Origin of the sequence: Atopococcus tabaci DSM 17538 (assembly GCF_000429585.1) — a bacterium.
Lineage (GTDB): Bacteria > Bacillota > Bacilli > Lactobacillales > Carnobacteriaceae_A > Atopococcus > Atopococcus tabaci.
In genome coordinates this window covers 1-21,909 of record NZ_AUCD01000023.1, presented here as the reverse complement: position 1 = coordinate 21,909, position 21,909 = coordinate 1, and the positions used below count along the sequence as shown (strand labels likewise).

The 21,909-nt window shown below is 46.8% G+C and carries 25 protein-coding genes; 17 read left to right on the top strand and 8 right to left on the bottom strand.

All coding sequences use genetic code 11. The features are described 5' to 3' along the window. Position 1: 1 nt before the first annotated feature. The 5 genes from recF to dnaA all read right to left on the bottom strand — a co-directional run bounded on the left by recF (position 2) and on the right by dnaA (position 4,661). A complete protein-coding gene (gene recF, locus G470_RS0105270; protein WP_028273926.1) occupies positions 2–1,126 on the bottom strand; it encodes a DNA replication/repair protein RecF in 1,125 nt (374 codons plus the stop codon). Next, positions 1,126–1,374 (bottom strand): S4 domain-containing protein YaaA, encoded by a 249-nt coding sequence (yaaA, locus tag G470_RS0105265; protein ID WP_028273925.1) that lies wholly within the window; start codon positions 1,372–1,374, stop codon positions 1,126–1,128. The genes recF and yaaA overlap by 1 nt, the downstream gene beginning before the upstream one ends. A 158-nt stretch (positions 1,375–1,532) precedes the next feature. Then, a complete protein-coding gene (locus G470_RS14380; RefSeq protein ID WP_156907956.1) occupies positions 1,533–1,700 on the bottom strand; it encodes a hypothetical protein in 168 nt (55 codons plus the stop codon). 46 nt (positions 1,701–1,746) lie between these two features. After that, positions 1,747–2,886 (bottom strand): DNA polymerase III subunit beta, encoded by a 1,140-nt coding sequence (gene dnaN / locus G470_RS0105255; RefSeq protein ID WP_028273924.1) that lies wholly within the window; start codon positions 2,884–2,886, stop codon positions 1,747–1,749. A gap of 425 nt (positions 2,887–3,311) precedes the next feature. Then, entirely contained in the window at positions 3,312–4,661 is a 1,350-nt protein-coding gene (gene dnaA, locus G470_RS0105250; protein ID WP_028273923.1) for a chromosomal replication initiator protein DnaA, read from the bottom strand. Positions 4,662–5,268: 607 nt separating this feature from the next. On the opposite strand from dnaA, the gene rpmH reads away from it, so the two are divergent. The 9 genes from rpmH to G470_RS13815 all read left to right on the top strand — a co-directional run bounded on the left by rpmH (position 5,269) and on the right by G470_RS13815 (position 10,759). Next, a complete protein-coding gene (rpmH, locus tag G470_RS14055) occupies positions 5,269–5,403 on the top strand; it encodes a 50S ribosomal protein L34 (RefSeq protein ID WP_084172093.1) in 135 nt (44 codons plus the stop codon). A gap of 199 nt (positions 5,404–5,602) precedes the next feature. Next, positions 5,603–5,941: a ribonuclease P protein component gene (gene rnpA, locus G470_RS0105240; protein WP_028273921.1), complete on the top strand. Its 339-nt coding sequence runs from the start codon at positions 5,603–5,605 to the stop codon at positions 5,939–5,941. Positions 5,942–6,026: 85 nt separating this feature from the next. Then, positions 6,027–6,866, top strand: a complete 840-nt coding sequence (gene yidC, locus G470_RS0105235) for a membrane protein insertase YidC (RefSeq protein WP_028273920.1) — start codon at positions 6,027–6,029, stop codon at positions 6,864–6,866. A gap of 78 nt (positions 6,867–6,944) precedes the next feature. After that, entirely contained in the window at positions 6,945–7,820 is an 876-nt protein-coding gene (jag, locus tag G470_RS0105230; RefSeq protein ID WP_420806583.1) for an RNA-binding cell elongation regulator Jag/EloR, read from the top strand. A gap of 133 nt (positions 7,821–7,953) precedes the next feature. Beyond that, on the top strand, positions 7,954–9,237 hold the full coding sequence (locus G470_RS0105225; protein ID WP_028273918.1) for a bifunctional folylpolyglutamate synthase/dihydrofolate synthase: 1,284 nt from the start codon (positions 7,954–7,956) through the stop codon (positions 9,235–9,237). A 163-nt stretch (positions 9,238–9,400) separates the two neighbouring features. Continuing rightward, entirely contained in the window at positions 9,401–9,730 is a 330-nt protein-coding gene (locus G470_RS15005; protein ID WP_156907954.1) for a glycoside hydrolase family 3 N-terminal domain-containing protein, read from the top strand. Continuing rightward, positions 9,706–9,900: a glycoside hydrolase family 3 N-terminal domain-containing protein gene (locus G470_RS15000; protein ID WP_028273916.1), complete on the top strand. Its 195-nt coding sequence runs from the start codon at positions 9,706–9,708 to the stop codon at positions 9,898–9,900. Before G470_RS15005 ends, G470_RS15000 begins: the two co-directional genes overlap by 25 nt. Further along, on the top strand, positions 9,888–10,196 hold the full coding sequence (locus tag G470_RS13820; RefSeq protein WP_028273915.1) for a hypothetical protein: 309 nt from the start codon (positions 9,888–9,890) through the stop codon (positions 10,194–10,196). The genes G470_RS15000 and G470_RS13820 overlap by 13 nt, the downstream gene beginning before the upstream one ends. A gap of 14 nt (positions 10,197–10,210) precedes the next feature. Then, entirely contained in the window at positions 10,211–10,759 is a 549-nt protein-coding gene (locus tag G470_RS13815) for a glycoside hydrolase family 3 C-terminal domain-containing protein (RefSeq protein ID WP_169720324.1), read from the top strand. Positions 10,760–10,826: 67 nt separating this feature from the next. Here the strand turns inward: G470_RS13815 and zupT are convergent, their stop codons facing one another. After that, positions 10,827–11,648, bottom strand: a complete 822-nt coding sequence (gene zupT / locus G470_RS0105200) for a zinc transporter ZupT (RefSeq protein ID WP_028273913.1) — start codon at positions 11,646–11,648, stop codon at positions 10,827–10,829. Positions 11,649–11,843: 195 nt separating this feature from the next. Here zupT and treP point away from each other — a divergent pair, with 195 nt between their 5' ends. Beyond that, positions 11,844–13,301, top strand: coding sequence for a PTS system trehalose-specific EIIBC component (gene treP, locus G470_RS0105195; protein ID WP_028273912.1), 1,458 nt, complete (start codon positions 11,844–11,846; stop codon positions 13,299–13,301). A 75-nt stretch (positions 13,302–13,376) separates the two neighbouring features. Continuing rightward, a complete protein-coding gene (gene treC, locus G470_RS0105190) occupies positions 13,377–15,029 on the top strand; it encodes an alpha,alpha-phosphotrehalase (RefSeq protein ID WP_028273911.1) in 1,653 nt (550 codons plus the stop codon). Between the two features lie 87 nt (positions 15,030–15,116). On the opposite strand, the gene G470_RS0105185 is transcribed toward treC, so the two are convergent. Next, positions 15,117–16,313: an amidohydrolase gene (locus G470_RS0105185; protein WP_240470645.1), complete on the bottom strand. Its 1,197-nt coding sequence runs from the start codon at positions 16,311–16,313 to the stop codon at positions 15,117–15,119. Between the two features lie 243 nt (positions 16,314–16,556). On the opposite strand from G470_RS0105185, the gene G470_RS0105180 reads away from it, so the two are divergent. From G470_RS0105180 to G470_RS0105160, 5 genes are all read left to right on the top strand, one after another. After that, positions 16,557–17,753 (top strand): hypothetical protein, encoded by a 1,197-nt coding sequence (locus G470_RS0105180; RefSeq protein WP_028273909.1) that lies wholly within the window; start codon positions 16,557–16,559, stop codon positions 17,751–17,753. A 118-nt stretch (positions 17,754–17,871) separates the two neighbouring features. Further along, a complete protein-coding gene (locus tag G470_RS0105175) occupies positions 17,872–18,675 on the top strand; it encodes an AAC(3) family N-acetyltransferase (RefSeq protein ID WP_028273908.1) in 804 nt (267 codons plus the stop codon). Between the two features lie 38 nt (positions 18,676–18,713). Continuing rightward, complete coding sequence (locus G470_RS0105170; RefSeq protein ID WP_028273907.1) at positions 18,714–19,112, top strand: hypothetical protein; 399 nt, start codon at positions 18,714–18,716, stop codon at positions 19,110–19,112. A 22-nt stretch (positions 19,113–19,134) separates the two neighbouring features. After that, positions 19,135–20,265: an NADH-dependent flavin oxidoreductase gene (locus tag G470_RS0105165; RefSeq protein WP_028273906.1), complete on the top strand. Its 1,131-nt coding sequence runs from the start codon at positions 19,135–19,137 to the stop codon at positions 20,263–20,265. Between the two features lie 187 nt (positions 20,266–20,452). Continuing rightward, positions 20,453–20,653, top strand: coding sequence for a cold-shock protein (locus G470_RS0105160; RefSeq protein ID WP_028273905.1), 201 nt, complete (start codon positions 20,453–20,455; stop codon positions 20,651–20,653). Positions 20,654–20,726: 73 nt separating this feature from the next. Here the strand turns inward: G470_RS0105160 and treR are convergent, their stop codons facing one another. Next, positions 20,727–21,452: a trehalose operon repressor gene (gene treR, locus G470_RS0105155; protein ID WP_028273904.1), complete on the bottom strand. Its 726-nt coding sequence runs from the start codon at positions 21,450–21,452 to the stop codon at positions 20,727–20,729. A gap of 227 nt (positions 21,453–21,679) precedes the next feature. Between treR and G470_RS0105150 the strand changes: the two genes are divergently transcribed. Continuing rightward, positions 21,680–21,909 (top strand): hypothetical protein (locus G470_RS0105150; protein ID WP_028273359.1); only part of this gene is annotated, 230 nt, incomplete at its 3' end.

The window sequence follows — 21,909 nt, the reverse complement described above, 5'->3', positions numbered from 1 at the left end:
TTCATTCACTCTCCATTTCTATCTCACCGCTTGTAATGCGGAAAACTCTTGGGTGATCAATTAAATTTCGCTTCACGCCATCTAAACTGGTTGTCGTCAAAAAGGTCTGCACTTTGTCTTGAATGGCTTTCAAAAGATGAGTCTGGCGCTCGTCATCCAATTCGGATAAGACGTCATCCAGCAACAGCACCGGGTATTCTCCGGTCATCTCTTTCATCAAATCGATTTCAGCCAGCTTCACGCTCAATGCAGTGGTCCGCTGCTGACCTTGCGAGCCATAAGTCTGCGCATTCTTTTTGTTGACATAAAACCGTAAATCGTCTCGATGAGGTCCCGATACCGTCGTACCTTGCTCCAGTTCCCGAGGGCGATTTTTTGCGTATTGGTCCATCATGTCTTGATACAATTGTTCCACGTCCTCTTTGGACTCCACCGGAATCGAGCAGGAATACACAATTTCCAACTCTTCTTGATTCCGCGAGATTTCGGCGTGAATCGGGCGTGCCCATTCTTGAAGCCGTTTGGTGAACCGGAACCGGTCTTTCAACACTTGGGCCCCTTCCGCCGCCAACTGCTCGGTCAGCACATCCAAATAAAGCAGGTCTCCCCGCCCCTTGTTTTGTGCGAGCTGCTTCAAGTAATGGTTCCGTTGTTTCAAGATTTTTTGGTATTGAACAAGATGATGCAGGTACACTGCGCTCATCTGTCCCATCTCCATGTCTAAAAATTTCCGCCTCACAGAAGGCGAGCCTTTTACAATGGACAAATCTTCCGGAGCAAACAAAATGATGTTCAAATGCCCGATATAGGCACTCAATTTCTTTTGTTCCAGATGGTTCAATTTGGCTTTTTTTCCTTTTTTGGACACAACAATTTCAAGTGGAAACGTGCTGCTTCTCTTTTCCACTCTTCCGGTCACTTTGGCGAAGTCTTCACTCCAACTGATCAATTCCCGATCGTTGGCGGTACGGTGGCTTCTGGCCATTGCCAACACATAAATGCTTTCCATGAGGTTGGTTTTCCCCTGAGCATTTTCTCCGATGAACACATTGATGCCGGGAGAAAACTCAGCAGATGCTTTCTTGTAGTTCCGGTAATTGGTCAGCTCAATTTTTTGAAGCAGCATCAGTACGTTGAATCGTCCGTGGACTCACCGACAGCCGATTCGACACGGAACCGTCCTTCTCCAGGAATTTCCACGACCGTTCCGGGGTACAATTTTTTCCCCCGGCGCTGTTCTTCTTCTCCGTCCACCAGCACCACATACGTTTCCAAAAAAGGCCGCGCCATGCCGCCGCTTTGAATAATGTCTGCGTATTTCAGAAATTGACCAAGTGTGATGTACTCCTCTTCAATTTGAATGATTTTATCCACTTTTTCGTCTCCTCAATAAAATAGAAAAGCAATCCAAGTCCCGCCCAGACTGCCAGTCATCCATTATTTTATTTCGATGATAATCGTCGCTGCTCAATAAAATAAGCGTGGAGTCAGTCCGTCCACGCGTATCATCGTTATTTCTTTATTATTATACCTTAAATTTCACTTTTTATCAAGTTATTATAGGGTTTTAGCCTTTCTCGTCTCATTTGCTCCTTTTTCGATATTCCCCCTTCCTCGCCTTCAAATTCGCTCAAATCTAAAAATATGGCGTTTTTCGAAATCGAAGAAATTCTGCCCGCTGTTTTTTCTTCTTTTGGCATAAAAAAAGGACCCTTCCTCAAGAAGAGTCCTAAAAAAGCACGTTGTTTAATCCGGAGTGCGGATTGGGGTGATCAATTGGATGAAATCTCTGCTGTCATCTGCTGGAACCAAGATGAACGGCCGCAGTGAAGTGACCAATTGGATGGAAATCTCCATCGGTCCGTATGCGTTCAACGCTGCTTTCATGTAATCCGGGTTGAATGCGATTTGGATAGGCTCGCCTTCAATATTGTTGAAAGCGACTTCCTCTTCCACTTTTCCAACCTCAGGAGAATTTCCGGAAATTTGAATAAAGTCCGGTTCCACCGTCAACTTGACTACGTTGTTTTTTCCTTCATGGGAAAGCAACGAGGCCCGTTCTACCGCACCCAGCAGGACATTGGCATCCAAAGTGACTTGAGTGGCCGTATTGGATGGAATCAACCGGTCCGTGTCCGGATAGTTCCCCTCCAATAGACGGGTGTAAAACGATGTCTCTTTGGTTTTGAACAACACTTGGTTTTCGGTGATGATCATTTCCAAGTTTTCCAAGTCGTCGTCCAACAGACGGGAAAGTTCCGTCAAACTTTTTCCTGGGATGACAATATTGTAGTGCTTGTCTTTTTCCACATCCAAAGGAATGACACGACGGCTCAAGCGATGGCTGTCCGTTGCCACGGCTTTCAGCTGGCTGTCTTGGATGGTCATCTGAACACCCGTCAAAATCGGGCGGCTTTCATGCGTGGATACCGCGATGACCGTCTGCTTGATGACTTGTTTGAACAAGCGCACCGGCAGCATGAACCGATCTTGTGCGTCGATTTCCGGCAGACGCGGGTAATGGTTCGCATCCAGGCCGTTGATGGTGAAAGAAGACGACGCAGAGGTGATGGCCACTTGGAACTGATCCAACACTTCCAAAGAAAAGTTTTCATCTGGTAATTTTTTGACGATGTCACTGAAGAAACGTGCCGGCTGCAAAACAATTGCCCCAGTTTGTTCAATCGTCAGTTCGTTGTCTTCATCCTCTGCCGATAAATACGTTTCGATGGAAATGTCTGCATCACTTCCTGTCAGAGTCAACCCATCAGGATCGGCAGTCAGTTTAATACCGGTCAATATCGGGATAGTTGTGCGTGAAGAGATGGCCAGTTGCACATCAGCCATGCTTTTCAGAAACGCACTTCGTTTAATTGTGAATTTCATGAATCTCCCTCCAGTTTTTGTCTCTTCTAGTATAGCAAAAGAAAAGGCCATTGAGTACGGATTTCAAAGGATTTTTGAAAAAGTGTTTTCAATCTGTTATAAAACACCTAAAATGAAGGTGAAATTTTATTTCACTCCTGTTTGTATCCTTTCTCCCATTCCTTTTCTTGAGCGTGCTCTTTTATAGTAATGGTTTAAAAAATAGTAGTAGTAGTAGGGCATGTGGAAACTGTGGATAAGTACGGAAAGCAGCATAGACACCAAGTTTTCCACTTGTGCACAACTTGTGCAAAACATTGTGCGCAAAACAGCAGGTTATGCACAGGCAGCAGGTATTTGAAAAATGAAAGAAGAAAAGAGGACAAGAAAAGGGTCGCCAGACACGGCTGTTTTTCTTGTCCTTTTTATTTCGTGCTGTCTTATCACTAGGATAAGTTCTTTTTGATTTCATTGACCTCTTTTTTTAACTGAGAATCTGTTTTGAGCGCTTGCTCGATTTTTTCATGCGCATGGATGACGGTCGTATGGTCTTTTCCGCCAAATTCTTGTCCAATCTTCGGCAGGGAAGAAGAGGTCATTTCCCTTGAAAGATACATGGCGATCTGCCGCGGTATCACAATGGATCGTACACGTTTTTTGCCTTTCAGCTCGCTGACCGGCACTTGGTAATACTTGCTGACGGCTTGTTGGATGCTGCTGATGGTCACAGTTTTTGACGGACTGTTCGGCAACATGCTCTTCAACGCGTCCGCTGCCAAACTGGTGGTGATTTCCCGCTGCTCGATGGCGGAATACGCTTGTACCCGCACCAACGCACCTTCTAATTCACGAATGTTGGAATCAATCTGCCCGGCGATATAGCTTAATGTATCGTTGGGAATTTCCAAGCGTTCGGCGTTGGCTTTTTTACGCAAAATCGCAATCCGGGTTTCCAAGTCAGGAGGGGTGATGTCCACCGACAACCCCCAGGCAAACCGCGAAACCAAACGTTCCTGGAGTTTTGGGATCTCGTTGGGCAGACGATCGCTCGTCAGGACGATTTGTTTGCGTTCATCGTAGAGCGCATTGAAGGTGTGGAAAAACTCTTCCTGTGTTCCTTCTTTGTCTGCAAAAAATTGAATGTCATCGACCAACAACAAATCCACACTCCGATATTCCCGCCGGAACTGTTCTTGGGTTCGGTTTTGAATGGAATTGATGAAGTCATTGGCGAATGTTTCGCTGGAAACATACTTAACTTTGGCATCGGGGTTCAAACTGAGCATTTGATGGCCGATGGCGTGCATCAAGTGCGTTTTTCCCAAACCCACGCCTCCGTAGAAGAAGAGGGGATTGTAGATGGTTCCCGGTTCTTCTGCCACGACGAGTGCTGCCGCGTGTGCCATTTGGTTGCCTTTACCGATAACAAATGTGTCAAACGTATATTTGTCGTTTAAAGGCGACGATTTTGGAGAATAGATCTGGGCACCGTCTGCAACCGCTGAGTTGTCAGATCCAGCAGTACCTGTCGCTGCTTGCGCCGCTTGTTCTTCTTGCGTCACAAACATTGGGGAGACCTCGTGGCCAAAATATTCGTATAAGAATTCGACCGTTCGGGTGGCTAAGTTATTCTGCCAATATTCCTTATGTAGCGTAGAAGGAACTTCGATCATAATGGTCCGATCGGTCAATTGAATCGGCTGTGCACTTTGAATCCATGTATCATAACTCACTTTGGAAAGAGAATGTTGGAATTTCTCTTGTAAAAAGTTCCATAATTGTTGGAGCTCGTCCATGATTTACCTCCTTCAGAAAGAGTGCTGTTACATTCTACCATGGTTTCAAAAAGTTTTCCACAGACGTTTGCACCTGTTGATAAACTGCTCACAGAGGTGTGTTTATAGTTATCCACAAGTCCGAGAAGGTTGTGTATATTTTTATGAAAGCAAATGAAATCCATAAGGAAATGTGGATAATTATCAAAACAGGAAAGGCTTTTTGGCGGTGTTTGTGGGTTGTTTCCACAACCTTAACTCTCCTGTGGATAAAATCGATCAACAACCTTGTGAACTGTGGAAAAGTTGTGATTAATGGTGTGGGAAATGAGAAGAGAAACGAAAATTGTTCTCAGCTTGTGGATAAATGTTAAGGTTTTAAAAAGTAAAAAGTTTTCCACAAGCCGGGAATTGGGAGAGAAAAGGAAAGGGAGGAAACTGAAAACAAAAAGTTGTTCGGAAAAAAATGTAAAAATATACATGCATAAAGTAAGAATGAACAAAATTTGACATTTTCGATTTAAAAGAGAATTACTTGACAAATAAAGAAGTTTATAATTATAATGGTTTAGTCTGTCTGAGTAGTCAGTCAGAGAGCCAGTCAAGACATCGGGAGGTGTAATCGAATATGAAAAGAACATTCCAACCAAAAAAACGCCATCGTTCAAAAGTACATGGATTTCGTCAAAGAATGAGCACAAAAAACGGACGAAAAATACTAAGCAACAGACGCCGTAAAGGTAGAAAAGTATTGTCTGCATGATCACTGAGCGTCTCAGTGATCTTTTTTTTCTTTAAAATAAAAATATAGAAAAAAGGACCTGCCGGCGTATGTTGTTCGACAAAATCAAACGATGGATTCGTCAGACAGCATACGCCGGCAGGTTAAATGATTCAATGAACACTGCATGACAGAGGACAGGCACAGCAACCAAGAGACAAAAAGCGGGAAGGTGAAAAAGATGAAGAAAGCATATCGAGTAAAAAAAGAGGCTGACTTCCAAAAAGTCTTTCATCAAGGCAATTCGGTCGCCAACCGTCAATTTGTCGTGTATGTCTTGGACAAACCTGATCAATCGCATTTTCGCGTGGGCATCTCTGTAGGGAAAAAAATCGGAAATGCCGTGATGCGAAACGCAGTCAAACGCAAGATTCGTCAAAGTTTGCACGAATTGGATGAAGAATTGAAAGAAGACAAAGATTTTTTGGTCATCGCCCGCAAGCCGGCGGCAACCATGACCACCCATCAAGTGAAAAGCAGTTTGCGTCACGTCCTGCGATTAGCAGGAATGTTGAAATAAATTACTTAGAACAAAAAACTGAATACCAACCACCTCGACGACCCTTGGCGGCGTCTATCCTTATAAATAGAAGTGAGGGTTTATTTTGAAAAAAAGTAAGCGATTCCTGCTGCTGGCAGGGATAATGTCCTTAACACTGTTTTTGGCAGCGTGTGGAACCGAGCCGATTACCTCTCAAAGCGAAGGATTTTGGGATGGAATCGTCATTTATAACTTCTCCCGGATCATCATTTGGCTGTCGGAAATCTTCGGAGGGAACTACGGGGTCGGCATCATCCTCTTCACTGTATTGATCCGGATCATTTTGTTGCCGCTGACTCATTTTCAAACAAAGAGCATGCGCAAAATGTCCGATGTCAATCCGCAGCTGCAAGAGCTGAGAGAACAGTACTCCGCACGGGACACTGAAACACAGGAAAAGTTGCGGGAAGAAACGGCACGTTTATATGAAGAAGCCGGCGTCAACCCGTACATGGGCTGTCTGCCGCTTTTGGTTCAAATGCCGGTATTGATTGCTTTGTACCAGGCAATCAGCCGTACTCCGGAATTGAGTTCAGGGGATTTCCTTTGGACCAACCTGGGGCAGCCGGATCCGTTCTTCATCTGGCCGATTCTGGCAGCGGTCTTCACATTGACCAACTCCAAATTGACCCAGATGAGCAACCCGGCACAAGAAGGCGCAGCGTTGATGACGTACATGATGCCAATCATGATTTTGTTCATCAGTATTTCCCTGCCGAGCGCGTTGTCTTTGTACTTCGTTGTGAGTAACGCGTTTTCAGTGGCACAAACGTTGTTGTTGAACAATCCGTTCAAAATCAAGCGTGAACGCGAAGAAAAAGAAAGAGCCGAACAAGAACGCGAGCGCGAAAGAAGACGGGCGCTCAGAAGAGCCCGCAAGACGGGACGCAACGTCAAAAAATAAGTTCTCCTCTTTTCACACTGCTTTTTCGTGGTAAAATGGAAGTGATTCACATACGCGGAAAGAATGGAGGAAAACGAGTTGATAGATAAATACACTGCTCAAGCGCCGACAACCGAAGAAGCCATCGAAAAAGGGTTGAAAGCTTTGGCTTTGACACGTGATGAGGCAATCATCGAAGTGGTGGAAGAAGGCAAAAAAGGCTTCCTCGGCATCGGGCAGAGGGATGCCGTGGTTACCGTCAGACGGAAAGAAACCAAGAGTTTATTGGACCAGATTCTTCCTCAAAATCCAGAACAAGACCAGCCGAAAGAAACGGAATCTCCTGTTTCAGAAGAACCGGCCGAACCGGAAGCCGCTGTCGAAGAGACGGAGCGTGTCCAGCCGGAAGTGGTCGACACAGAAGCGGAAGATTGGGACGAAGAAGATGAGGAAGAGTTCGACGAGGAATTGTCGGAGCATCCAGAGACGGTGGACGACCAAACGGCGATTCAAAAAGTGAACGATTATTTGAAAGCCATCAGCGAAGTGATGGGCGCCGGACCGGTTGATGTGGAGATCGAGCAGGAAGGCAGCCGGGTGTACTTCAACATGACTACGAAAAAAGCCGGCATCATCATCGGCCATCATGGAAAAGTGTTGAACGCCCTGCAATCTCTCGCTCAAGTTCAGTTGCACAAATATGCCAGCCGCAAGCTGACGGCGATTGTCGATGCAGAAGGGTACCGGAAACGTCGGGAAGAAACCCTCCGCAATCTGGCCAACCGCACAGCGAAGAAAGTCAGCCGCACCAAACAACCTGTGGTGTTGGAGCCGATGCCTGCCTTTGAACGGAAATTAATCCACCGGGTATTGAGTGCAAGCGAAGACGTCACCACCCATTCAGAAGGAAAAGAACCACACCGCTATTTGGTTGTGGAGCCGATTATCGAGAAAAAATCGATATTGAACAATTAAACATATCAAGAGAGGCTGTCTCAACACGAGACGGCCTCTTTTTATCTCTGTATCGACTTTTGGAAGGGTTAAATCTATAATGAGGAAGAATCCATTCGAGTGGAAATTTAGAAAAGATGAGCGGGTAGATATAATGGACATGCAAGAAGTGATTGAACTGGTCAACACAAACCGGGGAACGGGTAGGAAGGAAAGTTTGAACCGGATGAAACGGTTGGTGGAACTCATCGGCAACCCTCAGAAGGACTTGAAATTCATCCATATCGCGGGCACCAATGGAAAAGGATCGACTTCCGCGTTTATGGAAGCTATCTTGCGGACAAGTGCCATCAAAACAGGATTGTACACTTCGCCGCATTTGGTACGGTTGAACGAACGAATCCGGATCGATGGCCGGGAAATCACGGATGCAGAGTTGATTGAAACAACTGAAACAGTCCGTGAGGCGGTTGAACAAGTGGAAGAAGAGCTGAATGAGCGGCTGTATGCGTTCGAAATCTTGACTGCTGTAGCATTCCTTTACTTCCAGAAACAAGGCACAGAACTGGTCATTTTGGAAACAGGAGTCGGCGGAAGACTGGATGCCACCAATGTGATTGATGAATCGGAAGTATCCATCATCACCGCCATCGGTATGGATCATATGAAAGTTCTCGGGGAGACCTTGGAAAAAATCGCCCAAGAAAAAGCAGGAATCGTGAAACCGAATGGGGCCTTGGTGACGTATCCGCAAAACGAAGCAATCGAAAAGATTTTTGAAGTGCGGTGCCGGGAACAAGCAGCTGACTGGACAGCGGTAAAACGGCAAGACGTTCGTATTACCGCATCGTCTATTGAGGGGCAACGGTTTGAGTACAAAGGGATGGGCGATTTCGCCATTCGCATGATGGGAGAACATCAAGTATACAATGCGGTGACAGCTATGGAAGCTGCATGGAAACTGCAGGAAAAAGAGTGGCCGATCAAAGACGCCCATATAAAAGAAGGACTGGAAAAAGCATTTTGGCCGGGACGGATGGAAAAAGTAGCGGTTGAGCCGCTCGTCATTTTGGATGGCGCCCACAACCAACAAGGCGTGGAGATGCTGGAGAAGAACCTGAAAACACTGTTTCCGGGCAAAAAACTGAATTTCCTTGTCGGGATGATGCAGGATAAAGCGTACCGCAAGATGATCCGCCTCATGGAACCGATGGCCGATCGATTCTTCTTGCTGGCGCCGAATTCTGAACGAGCGTTGGATGCCCAAACATTGAAAGAAAAACTGGCGGAAGAGGGGATAGACGCCCAAGCATTTGCTGCGCCGCAAGAAGCAGTGGAGTATATCCGGCACAACCTTGCCAAAGAGGAGATTGTGGTGGTATTCGGATCGTTGTACTTGGTGGGAGACATGAAGCAGGCATTCGAAGAAACAGAATAGCGTTGAAAGCGGGGAACAATACGTTCCTCGCTTGTTTTGTAACCGGTTAGAGAAAGGGTATACACAATGAAATACAAACTGCTATAATGAAACCGTATACTGAAATAAGATAAGAAAGGAAGAACAGCATGCAGCAACCTGATTTGAAAGTCACTTCGAAGAAATTGCGGAACGATTGATCGACGGGTTCCAAGGCGAAGAACTGAACGAAGAGTCGGTTGCATTGACGATAAAACACTTCCCTGGCGGAGGAGCACGCGAGAACGGGTTTGACCCTCACTACAAAGAAGGGAAATGGAACGTATACCGTACAGAAGGCAGCTTGGAAAAATACCACCTGCCTCCATTTGTGGAAGCGGCGAAACACAACCCGTCTTCCATCATGCCATATTATTCCGCTCCAAGCATCGAGAAAAGCCATTACCAGTCATTTGACGGCAAACTGATTCCGTTTGAAGAAGTCTCGGCATGGCGTTCAACGAATACATTTTGAATGACCTTCTGCGTGACCAACTCGGCTTCACCGGGTACATCAACTCTGACACCGGAATCGTCGGAGACATGGACTGGGGCGTGGAAAACCTGCCTGTTTCAGCCAAATTTGCTAAAGCCGTCAATGCCGGACCGACATCATCGCCGGAACCTATGACGTGCACGAATTGAAAAAAGCGGTCGACAACAAGTGGATCCCTGAAGAGCGCATCGATGCGGCCAACAAACGCTTGTTGAAAGAGATGTTCCAGCTGGGCTTGTTCGACGAAAACACTTATGTCGACAACCAGGCGTCACTGGACGCTCTCAAAGACACCGCCCGTCATGAAAAAGCGTACGAAGCGCACTTGAAATCCGTCACTTTATTGAAAAACGATGGCACGCTGCCGCTTCAAGATAAAAAATCTACATCGAATCGTTCCACAAAGATCCGAAAAAAGCAGACACCTACACACAAAGAGCCGTGAAAGCAGCGCAGTCGTTGAGCTTAGATCTTGTCTATGATTACAAAGAAGCGGACGTGGCAGTCTTGTTCCTGCGTCCAGAAAGCGGCGATTACTTCAATGCCACACCTGGATTATTGGAACTGGAAATCTGTGAGAACAAGACAAACATCGCCATGAACGGAGACTCTTACACTGAGACCACCGTCAGCAATTTGAACCGTTACTTTGAGATTGCTGACTACATGCACGCAAACAACGGAAAAGTGGTCACCAGCATCAACATTACCCTGCCGTGGATTTTGGGCAACGTGGAAAATGTGTCCGATGTGTTGATTGCCGGCTATGATACATTGGAAAAGGCACAGTTGGAAGTGATGATTGGAGCCCACAAACCTCACGGGAAATTGCCGATTACGCTGCCGAAGAACAGCCAGGTCATCGCCGTGGACGAATTCGGAAAATGTGTGACCTGCAACGACGTCCCGGGGTACGATAAAGACAAGTACTTGCGTGAAGGCATGACGTATGCTTACGAAGATGCAGCCGGAAATGAGTACAAATTGAATTTTGGATTAACGGATTAAACGCAAAAAGGTTGATGGACTGAAAAACAGTCCATCAACCTTTTTTTGTGCAATAAATAGTCAACTTTTATGCCAACAACAACAAACTCAATGCCATGATGGCCATCCCGCTGATGAGTCCCCAGATGGCGATGTGGTGTTCGGCGTATTTTTCCGCAGTCGGAAGCAGCTCATCGAGAGAGATGTAGACCATGATTCCGGCGACACTGGCGAACGTGATGCCGAATAGGGTGTCGCTGATGAACGGCCGGAGAACCGTAAATCCCACGATGGCTCCCAACGGTTCCGCCAAACCGGAAAGAAAACTGTATTTGAATGCCTGGCGTTTGCTTCCGGTGGAGTAATAAATCGGGACAGACACGGAAATTCCTTCCGGGATGTTATGTATGGCCACCGCTACAGCGATGCTGACCCCGAGAGCCGGATCGTCCAAAGCACTGATGAACGTGGCAAGGCCTTCGGGAAAATTGTGAATCGCAATAGCCAATGCAGAAAATATCCCCATCCGCAGCAATTCTCCATTGTCTTCACCCAGCTGTTGTGTGTGCATGTCTTCCACTCCGCGGGCTTCGTGCGGGTTTTCAGGGCCCGGAACGAGCTTGTCGATTAAAGCCATGACGGCGATGCCGCCAAAGAACGCCAATGTGGTATACCAATACCCGGTGGTTGCCCCGTAGACCGATTCCAATGTTTGCCGGGCCTTAGGAAAAATTTCAATCATGGAGACATAAATCATGACCCCGGCAGAAAAACCCAATGCGCCCGATAAAAAACGTACATCAATCTTTTTTGAGAAAAACGCAAAAGCACTCCCTATACCGGTAGACAGTCCGGCAAAAACGGTGAGCCCAAATGCGAGTAAGACGGCTTGCCATTCAAAAGACTCCATGCTGCTCTCCTTTCTGATAACGTGAATTGTGATAATTATAGACAGTATACAAGAAAGTCCAAAAAAAAGAAACGAATCCGTCACACATTCGATTAAATTAATAAATAAAACGCTTGCACTTTTGGTGGAAATGGTTTAAAGTTGAGTTGTAAAGACGACTTGTATATACAAGTTAACAAAGGAGGAGGAACATGCATGGCCGATTTTAAGCAGGATGCGCAAGAACTGTTGGATGCAATTGGCGGAAAAGACAACATTTCTGCAGTCACTCACTGTGCTACTCGGATGCGGTTTGTATTAAATGAGCCGGACAGAGCGGATGTCGATCGAATCGAAAAGATTCCTTCCGTCAAAGGAACATTCACTCAGGCTGGTCAGTTTCAAATTATTGTAGGCAACAAGGTTGCGGACTTTTATAATCAATTCTCATCTATCTCTGGGGTGGAAGGGGTCTCGAAAGACGACGTCAAATCCGCAGGGAAACAAAACATGAACTGGCTGCAGCGTGCGATGGCTACTTTGGCAGAAATTTTCGCGCCGCTCATCCCGGCGATTGTGGTCGGGGGTCTGATTTTAGGATTCCGAAACATTTTGGAAGCGGTACAGTTCAGTGCGCTGGGCGGTCAGACAATCGTAGAAACTTCACAGTTTTGGAACGGGGTCAACGCGTTCCTGTGGCTGCCGGGTGAGGCGATCTTCCACTTCCTGCCGGTTGGGATCACGTGGAGCATCACCCGGAAGATGGGGACAACGCAGATTCTTGGGATTGTCCTTGGGATTACATTGGTTTCTCCGCAGCTCTTGAACGCGTACGGCGTTGCCGGAGCAACCGCAGCGGATATTCCGGTATGGGATTTTGGATTTGCACAAATTCAAATGATTGGGTATCAAGCACAAGTGATTCCAGCAATGTTGGCCGGATTCTTGCTCGCTTATTTGGAAAGAGGGCTGCGCAAAGTCATTCCGGAAGCCATTTCGATGATTTTCGTCCCATTATTCGCCTTGATTCCAACCGTATTGGCGGCTCACTTGATTTTGGGGCCAATCGGCTGGCAAATCGGAGCTTGGATTTCTGACATCGTGTACGCTGGTTTGACAAGTTCCTTCAACTGGGTCTTCGGATTCATCTTCGGAGGATTGTACGCACCGCTTGTCATCACTGGTCTCCACCATATGACGAACGCCATCGACTTGCAGCTGATTGCTGACTTCAACGGAACCATTTTGTGGCCGATGATTGCTTTGTCCAACATCGCGCAAGGTTCCGCTGTATTGGGAATCATCTACTTGCACCGCGGAAACAAACGGGAAGAACAAATCTCCATCCCGGCCATGATTTCTTGTTACTTGGGTGTAACGGAGCCGGCGATGTTCGGGATTAACATCAAATATGTCTACCCGTTCGTGGCAGCGATGATTGGTTCTGCCATCGCAGGCATGATGTCCACAATGTTCAACGTCACTGCAAACTCCATCGGGGTTGGTGGACTGCCGGGCATCTTGTCCATTCAAACACCATACTGGCTTTGGTTCGCACTTTGTATGGCTGTGGCAATCGTGGTACCATTTGTTCTGACGGTTCTCTTCGAAAAGAGAGGCATCATGACAAAATGGAAAAACGAAAACTTGCCGATACCAAAACTTGGACAATAAGTCTTTCAGTCTAGATAGAATAAAAGATAAGCTGAGATCTCGGTCTCAGCTTTTTTTCAAGAAAGGAATGGAACCATGACACATTTTCAAGACAAAGTGATTTATCAAATTTATCCAAAATCGTTTAAGGACACAACTGGAAACGGGATCGGTGACTTACAGGGGGTCATCCGCCAACTTCCTTACTTAGAAGATCTGGGTATAGACATGATTTGGCTGAACCCGTTCTATAAGTCACCTCAACGCGACAACGGGTATGATGTGGCCGATTATAAATCTGTCGATCCGATGTTCGGAACAATGGATGATTTTGACCAACTAGTGAAAGCGGCTGACAAACACGGCATTTCGTTGATGCTGGATATGGTCTTGAACCACACATCAACAGAACACGAATGGTTCCAACGGGCATTGAAGGGGGAAAAGAAATACCAAGATTACTATATCCTCCGCGATCCGAAACCGGATGGCAGCCTGCCGACCAACTGGGCATCCAAATTTGGCGGACCGTCCTGGGCACCGTTCGGCGATACAGGAAAGTATTACCTCCACTTGTTTGACGTCACTCAAGCCGACTTGAATTGGCGCAACCCGGAAGTGCGGCAGGAAATGTTTGACGTAGTGAACTTTTGGTTGGAAAAAGGGGTCAAAGGGTTCCGGTTTGACGTGATCAACTTGATTGGAAAAGACGAAGACTATGTTGACGCAGATGACGGTGTAGGCAAATACTTATACACCGACCGGCCGTTGACCCATGATTTCCTGCAGGAATTGAACCGGGAAACATTTGGCAAGTACGATGACATCATCACTGTTGGAGAAATGAGTTCCACGACGGTCGAAAACGGCGTCAAATACTCTAATCCCGACCGCGATGAGTTGTCCATGATTTTCAGCTTCCACCATTTGAAAGTAGACTACAAAGATGGCGAGAAATGGACATTGGCGCCTTTTGATTTCCAAGAATTGAAACAAATCTTGGACGAATGGCAGACGGGTATGTCCGATGGCGGAGGATGGAACGCTTTGTTCTGGAACAACCATGACCAGCCGCGTGCAAACAGCCGCTTCGGGGACGTTGAAAACTATCCGGTGGAAACGGCCACGATGTTGGCACAGACGATGCATTTGCTGCGCGGGACACCGTATGTCTATCAAGGCGAAGAAATCGGGATGACCAACCCGGATTACCCTGAGCTGGATCACTTCGTCGATGTTGAAACACACAATGCCTACCACGAGTTGAAAGAAAAGGGACTCCCGCATGAAGAAGCGATGAATATCATCCGTGCCAAATCCCGAGACAACGGCCGGACACCGATGCAATGGAACACGAATCTCCATGCCGGCTTCACGGAAGGCACGCCGTGGATCGATGTGGCGCCGAACCACACCCACATCAACGTGGAAAACAGCAAGGTCAGCCAAGAAATCCGGGACTACTACAAGCGCTTGATCCGTCTGCGGAAAGAATTGCCGATTGTGTCCAAAGGAGACTACCGCGGCATCTTGCTCGACCATCCGAGTGTCTATGCGTATGTGCGTGAATGGGAAGGGCAACAGTTACTGGTCTTGAACCACTTCTATGCCGAACCGGACACGGTCGAGATTCCAGATGAGTTCTTGAACAAAGAAGCGGAAATGATCATCGGAAACAGCGGCGAGCGTACATTGGAAAAAGAATTCCAAGTAGGCCCGTATGAAACAGTTGCGTTCTTGTTGAAATAAACCGCTGGTTGCGTACGACCAGAGAAAATAATGCAAAAAAACACCGCGAATCTCTTACACGATAAGGATTTGCGGTGTTTTTTGTTATTAAAATTCGTCTTGTTTCAAGTACGCCAATGCGTATTGAGCGTAAAGTTCCGCGCCGACAATCATGGCGTCTTCATCGATGTTGAAACGGCCGTGGTGATGCGGCCATTCCGAATCTTTTTCCGGGTTTCCTGAACCGACCAATGCAAAGGCTCCCGTGCACTCTGCCATGAAGTAGCCGAAATCTTCGCCGCCCATCGTTGGCGGTTCGTTGTAGATTCCGTCTTCGCCGAAAGAGTCCACTGCAACTTTTTGGACCAATTTGGCAGTTTTCTCTTCGTTGTTTACCGGCTCCGTCATACGGGTATATTCGAAGTTGACAGTTGCGCCGTTTGCTTCCGCCAATGCTTCCGCATAGCTGCGCAGCGTGTCTTCCACCGTTTGGCGCACGTCGTTGTCGAAGGTCCGGACTGTACCTTCCATGACGGCATCTTCCGCGATGACATTGAAGCGCTGACCGATTTCCGCTTTTCCGATGGTTACCACTGCGGATTTCAATGGATCAATTTTACGGGATACGATGGACTGGACGTCTGCAATGTACTGACCTGCAATCACTGCTGCGTCCACAGTGAGATGCGGTGTCGCCGCATGTCCGCCTTTTCCTTTGAAGTGAACTTTGAAAATGTCTGCGGCGGCAAAGGAAGGGCCTGGTGTGCAGGAAACTTTACCCGCCGGTCCTTGGCTCCAAATATGGATGCCGAAGACGTTGTCAATGCCTTCGATGGCGCCTTGTTCAATCATTTTTTTTGCGCCTTGGGCGATTTCTTCTGCCGGCTGGAACAAAAAGCGGACCGTTCCAGGAATTTCTTCTTTAACAGAGTTCAATGCTTTAGCCGCTGTCAACAGCATAGCTGTGTGGGAGTCATGGCCGCACGCATGCATCTTGCCTTCAAAAGAAGAGCGGTACGCCAAGTCATCAGAAAGTTCTTGAACAGACAAGGCGTCCATGTCGGCACGCAAGGCCACTGTTTTTCCGGGTTTTCCGCCTTTGAGTTCCGCAATGACACCGGTTGGTTCGGTCAAGCGGTAAGGGATGCCCCAGGCTTCCAATTTTTCAGCCACTTTTTTGGTGGTTTCCACTTCTTCGAAGGACAATTCAGGGAATTGATGCAAATCACGTCGGAACGCAACCATCAGTTCTTCATTTTCACGGATAAAGTCTTTAATTGTTGCTTCAATCATGTTTTGAGCCATACGTCTTCTCCTTTAATGGAACATTCATTTTTATTTCTGCATTTCCTCATGATTCAATTGTATCCCTAACATTAAAACCAAATGAGCAGATTGTCAACCGCTAATTTTGTTTAAATACTGAGACTTATAAGAAAATAAATAGCGGTTGACCTCCAAGGTGCATTAGAATAGAATGAGAAATACATCGAATCGCTCGATGATAATGGTGACTGAGAGAGTCAGTAAAATGAGGGGTAGAAAAAAATGAATAGTTTGGCCGCTTTGACCATCATATTGGTGGTATTTGCTGTAGGCGACATGTTGGCAGTGAGGACAAAAAGTATTATTTCCATGCTCTTTTTCGCATCTGCATTCTTTATCGTAGCTTTTTGGTTGGGACTGCCGCCGACCATCTTTGGTGATTCCACTTTACTGGCAATCGGACAAGTGTTGATCACCATGCTGTTGGTGCATATGGGAACGATGTTGAATATCCGGCAGCTTAAGGAACAATGGAAAACAGTCATCGTGGCCGTTCTTGCCATCATCGGTGTGGCCGTGGGTATTTTGGTCCTTGGTTCACCGATTGTTGGAATTGAAACAGCGTTGGTATCCGCTCCGCCTGTTTCCGGAGGGGTGATCGCCGGAATCCAGATGGCTGAAGCAGCAACAGCTTTGGGACGCGAAGATTTAGCAGTACTGGCGTCTTTGTTGGTTGTCGTACAAGGTTTCGTGGGGTATCCATTGGCCTCTTTGTTCTTGAAGAAAGAAGCTGTCCGTATCCAAGGGCAGTATAGAGCGGGTGCACTCAGTCAGAAAGTCGATGCAGACCCCACTCAGGAAAAAGAAAAGAAACCATTGTTTCCCAAATTGCCTGCTGCATACGAATCCGCGAATTATTTTTTAGCTAAAACGGCTTTGGTTGCCTTACTGGCGACGTTCGTATCAGGTGTGATAAACGAAAGTGTTGGTTTCCGCTTGATGGATGCCAACATCATGGCATTGTTGTTGGGAATTATATTCAGTGAAATCGGATTTTTGGAAAAAGAAATCTTGATTAAGTCCAACTCATTTGGAATTTCAATGGCTGCTTTGACAAGTGTGATTTTGTCCACACTTTCCGCAGCGACGCCGGACGTGTTGCGCAGCTTGCTGCTGAGCATCTTGATTGCTTTGGCATTTGGGACCGTCGGGATTCTGTTGTTCTCGTTCATCGCCAGCAAGATATTCAAAATGTCCATCTGGATGGCTTTTGGTATCGGGATTTCCGCCTTGTTTGGTTTTCCGGGAACGTTTATTGTCTCGCAGGAGGTTGCTGATTCCGTGGGGCAGGATTTAGAGGAACGGAATGCTATCCTCGATCACATACTGCCTAAAATGTTGGTATCAGGATTCGTCACCGTCTCCATCGGTTCGGTTGTATTGGCCGGTATTGCCGCTTCCTTCCTTTCAGCTTTATAAACACCAAAGCAACCCGGAAAAGCTCCGGGTTGCTTTTTTGTGTATAGAACATTTTGTGTTTCCTCCTAAACCGGATACAATAAAGATACGTCACTATCAAAAGAGAAAGAGGAGAAGGATGTATACAAAAGAGGATTTGAAACGTCAACTGCACGAGCTGGGAATCGACCTCAAAGGAACCGTGTTGGTCCATTCTTCCTTCAAAAGCATGGGAGAAGTGGAAGGCGGGCCGGACACGGTGCTCGATGCGTTGTCTGAGCATATGAAAGACGGGCTGCTGGTGCTCCCCACGCACACTTGGCGGTACATAAATGCGGATAACCCCAACTTCTACGTGGATTCTTCACCCACCAATGTGGGAATTCTCACCGAGCTGTTTCGTCAGCGGGAAGGTGTGAGGCGGTCCTGGCACCCTACGCATTCGGTGGCGGCGCTCGGAAAAGATGCAACGGAGTTTACGCGTGGAGACGAGCAATTCGACACACCTTGCGCACGCGGGTCTGCATGGGGGAAACTGCTGGACCGAAAAGCGCAAATTATGTTGGTGGGAGTGGACTTAAGAAGGAATACCTTTATTCATGGAGTGGAAGAATGGGTGGATATTCCGGGACGATTGACCGACAGCCGCGAACAGCTGTATACACATCTTCCGGACGGCACTAAAATTTCCGTTCCATCCAGAAGACATACAGGGGTGTCGTGGTCCGAGCATTTTTGGAAAGTGGACGAAGTCTTGCAAGAGACAGGAGCGATGCATTTGGGTCGGTTGGGGGACGCCGAAGTACGGGTATGTGATACGGTCAAACTCACCGCCGTTCTCACAGAAATGCTCGCGGCAGACCCGGAGATGTTTTCCGACAACGAACCATTGAGCGACGAAATGCGTTATTTTTTCCATGAGTCTACTGCACAGGAGGAATGACCAGTAAATCCGTACTTAAAAAAGGAGGGCAATACACGATGAACGAGTCTATGAAAACAGAAAATATCGAGCGTTATTTTCAAGAAATCGGGAAAACGGCAGAGAAAAATGTGGGGTACATCGATCCAAAGATCTCGCAATATATGTTGTGGGGGGCGTTTGCGTCTTTCAAAATGAAAAATTACTTAATCGCGTTTTACCCGGATGAGATTGTCTTTGTGGGGATCACCATGATGGGCAAACTGTCTGATGAACACTTTTCCATCCCAAAAGACGAAGTGGAATCCATGACCGTTAAAAAAGGTCTGATACAGTACAAGATTGTGATTAAAGCGGATGGCAAGAAACTGCCTCTTAAATGCAACAAAAAAATATTGGGTGCCCCGTGGCAGAAAGAGCACATTGCTTTCTTGGAAAGTGTAGATTGGTATCAATAACACCGAAAAGAGGAGAGAGACTATGTCCCAAAAATATGAGACGTTGTTTGAGCCGTTGATGCTTCCGAATGGGGTCACATTGAATAACCGGTTGGTGATGGCCCCGATGACCACGCAGTCTTCCTTTGTGAACGGAATGGTCACGACCGATGAAATCCTTTATTACAAAAGACGTTCCAAGGGATTGGGAGCAGTGATTACCGCCTGTGCCCACGTTCAGGAAAATGGACGCTTTGCCGGATCACCGAGCGCAGCCACCGATGCCCACATACCGGGGCTGGCCAAGATGGCCCGTGCCATCCAGGAAAATGGAGCCAAAGCGATTTTACAGGTTTTCCATGTCGGCCGGATGGGGGACACACGAAGTCTGCGCGGGGAGCACCCGGTCAGTGCGAGCGCCGTTCCGGCTCTTCGTGAAGAGGCGGAAGTGCCGCGTGCATTGACGACGGAAGAAGCTTACGAAATGGTTGAAGCTTTTAAAGAAGCCGTGAGAAGAGGGATTCAAGCTGGATTTGACGGAGTGGAAATTCATGGAGCAAACACCTATTTGATTCAACAGTTCTTCTCTCCTCATTCCAACCGCCGGGAAGACCATTGGGGCGGTACATTGGAAAAACGAATGGCATTGCCGTTGGCGGTGGTGAAAGCGGCCAAAGATGCCGTTGAGACCTACGCGGACCGGCCGTTTATTCTAGGGTATCGTTTTTCTCCGGAAGAGCTGGAAGAACCAGGCATCACAATGGACGACACCCTTGCTTTGGTCGACGAGTTGAAGCGGACAGGATTGGATTACTTGCACATTTCTACCGGAGATGTGATGCAGACGTCCATTCGGAATAAATCTCAAAAAAAGCCTGTTGTGCAGGCGATTGCAGAAGCGGTGAATGGGGAAATTCCGTTGATCGGTGTCGGCAGCATTCATACTCCGGAAAAAGCGGAAGAAGCACGAAAAATGGGAATGGACTTGATTGCACTTGGCCGGGCGCTTCTAGTGGACCCGGATTGGGCTGTGAAAGTACAAGAAGGCCGTCCCGGTGATATTCGTCACATCCTCAAGCAAAGCGATCCAGAGCAGGCGGAAGACGCCGCATTGCCGGATGCGATGTGGGAATACCTCCTAAGCCGACCGGGATGGGTAGAAATTGAGGAGTAAGGAACTGGTAGTTTTTGTAACGAGAAAGTTTTAAAACTTTTAGTTATGCATTTCTTTTTATGTGTGGTACACTGGTGTTAACATATTGTAAGAGTTTACGAACGAACTGTGTGATGCACTTCCGAATCGGACCTTGAGCAATTATGTGAAAATAGTTTGTGCTTAAGGCACGAGGAGGAATTTAATTATGGAACAAGGTACAGTGAAATGGTTTAACGCAGAAAAAGGTTTTGGATTCATCGAACGTGACGGAGCAGACGATGTATTCGTACACTTCTCCGCTATCCAAGAAGAAGGATTCAAATCTTTGGATGAAGGCCAAACAGTAAACTTTGACATCGAAGAAGGCAACCGTGGACTTCAAGCAGCAAACGTTGTTAAAGCATAATTGATTAAAAATTCAAAAGGCAACGGCATGAAAAACATGCCGTTGCCTTTTTCTTTATCTCTTTCAGAATTGTCTATTGCAAAGGACCCGGTCCGCGGCGGCGCGCAAAATCCACGAAACGGAACTTGTCTAGACGATGGCGGGATTCGGTGTATTGGAACAAGGTGGTGTCTTCCAAATGCACATCGCTTCGAATGACGACCACGTGAGTGTCCCCATGCAAAGCGAGCAGCTCCCGATCTTCTTTTGTGACCGGTTCGACCGTGAATTCTTTGCGGGCATACCCGATTGTCAGCCCCAACTCATTTTCCAAGTAATCATACAAAGATTGTTCTGCAGCCTGACTTGGGATGGAAGGGACAACGGAGGTCAATAAGTAGTCTTTGTCCAATATGATGGATTCGTCGTCCACCTTTCGCAGCCGAACAATGCAGTGCGCTTCGGTATCTTGGGGAACTCCCAGAAATTCCGATACACGCGAAGGAAGCTGTTGCACTTCGTTTTGGATGACAAGTGTTTCACTGGCTATGTTTTGCGCTTTCTGCAGCTCCTTGTAGCTGGTCAAGCCTGAAATAGGGAAGTCAAAACGTTTCACATCCAGGACAATGGACCCTTTCCCCTGCTGCTTTTGGATATAGCCGTTTTCCAACAGCAACGTCAAAGCTTTCCGAATTGTTTCACGTGAAACATTGTACTTTTTCGCCAAGGCGTTTTCGCTCGGAAGCAAATCTCCCGGCAGGTAATCTTGATTCAGAATCGCAGACTCCAAATCAAAAAAGATTTCATTAAATTTACTCATGGTGTGCCCATCCTTTAAAACTTTTTACTGTAAAAAGCCTTTTCCATATTCATTCTAGCACAAATATCCGTGTTTAGAAATCTCATGAGCAAACAGCGAAACCGGCGAAAACTATGTGTAAAATAGTTGTCGGAAAGTAAAATAGTAGGGTAAGAAATTAAAGTAGACAAAAAGGAAGAAGACCCTTAATCTAGAGATAACCACAAATCCAGAAAAGAGGTCTTCTTATGAATCAAATTATAGCAGAAATTGCCAGTATATTAAAGGATTCTGAAACATTATTAGACAGTGAAATACGATTAGATCAATACCTTCCAAAAGTCATGTGTGAGCTGGTTTCCAAAGCAATCGAGATGATTGATTTGGAATTAATTCATACTTATAAAGAAAAAGGATACGATATACAGAAAACAATGAAACGTACCGTTCAGTTCTCTTACGGGGCTGTTGAGATTAG

Excerpts from the sequence above, each read along its gene's own strand:
- recF (WP_028273926.1), bottom strand. The coding sequence starts at position 1,126 with ATGCTGCTTCAAAAAATTGAGCTGACCAATTACCGGAACTACAAGAAA.
- G470_RS14380 (WP_156907956.1), bottom strand. The coding sequence starts at position 1,700 with ATGCCAAAAGAAGAAAAAACAGCGGGCAGAATTTCTTCGATTTCGAAA.
- dnaN (WP_028273924.1), bottom strand. The coding sequence starts at position 2,886 with ATGAAATTCACAATTAAACGAAGTGCGTTTCTGAAAAGCATGGCTGAT.
- dnaA (WP_028273923.1), bottom strand. The coding sequence starts at position 4,661 with ATGGACGAGCTCCAACAATTATGGAACTTTTTACAAGAGAAATTCCAA.
- rpmH (WP_084172093.1), top strand. The coding sequence starts at position 5,269 with ATGAAAAGAACATTCCAACCAAAAAAACGCCATCGTTCAAAAGTACAT.
- rnpA (WP_028273921.1), top strand. The coding sequence starts at position 5,603 with ATGAAGAAAGCATATCGAGTAAAAAAAGAGGCTGACTTCCAAAAAGTC.
- G470_RS0105225 (WP_028273918.1), top strand. The coding sequence starts at position 7,954 with ATGGACATGCAAGAAGTGATTGAACTGGTCAACACAAACCGGGGAACG.
- G470_RS15000 (WP_028273916.1), top strand. The coding sequence starts at position 9,706 with ATGGCGTTCAACGAATACATTTTGAATGACCTTCTGCGTGACCAACTC.
- zupT (WP_028273913.1), bottom strand. The coding sequence starts at position 11,648 with ATGGAGTCTTTTGAATGGCAAGCCGTCTTACTCGCATTTGGGCTCACC.
- treP (WP_028273912.1), top strand. The coding sequence starts at position 11,844 with ATGGCCGATTTTAAGCAGGATGCGCAAGAACTGTTGGATGCAATTGGC.
- treC (WP_028273911.1), top strand. The coding sequence starts at position 13,377 with ATGACACATTTTCAAGACAAAGTGATTTATCAAATTTATCCAAAATCG.
- G470_RS0105185 (WP_240470645.1), bottom strand. The coding sequence starts at position 16,313 with ATGGCTCAAAACATGATTGAAGCAACAATTAAAGACTTTATCCGTGAA.
- G470_RS0105180 (WP_028273909.1), top strand. The coding sequence starts at position 16,557 with ATGAATAGTTTGGCCGCTTTGACCATCATATTGGTGGTATTTGCTGTA.
- G470_RS0105175 (WP_028273908.1), top strand. The coding sequence starts at position 17,872 with ATGTATACAAAAGAGGATTTGAAACGTCAACTGCACGAGCTGGGAATC.
- G470_RS0105170 (WP_028273907.1), top strand. The coding sequence starts at position 18,714 with ATGAACGAGTCTATGAAAACAGAAAATATCGAGCGTTATTTTCAAGAA.
- G470_RS0105165 (WP_028273906.1), top strand. The coding sequence starts at position 19,135 with ATGTCCCAAAAATATGAGACGTTGTTTGAGCCGTTGATGCTTCCGAAT.
- G470_RS0105160 (WP_028273905.1), top strand. The coding sequence starts at position 20,453 with ATGGAACAAGGTACAGTGAAATGGTTTAACGCAGAAAAAGGTTTTGGA.
- treR (WP_028273904.1), bottom strand. The coding sequence starts at position 21,452 with ATGAGTAAATTTAATGAAATCTTTTTTGATTTGGAGTCTGCGATTCTG.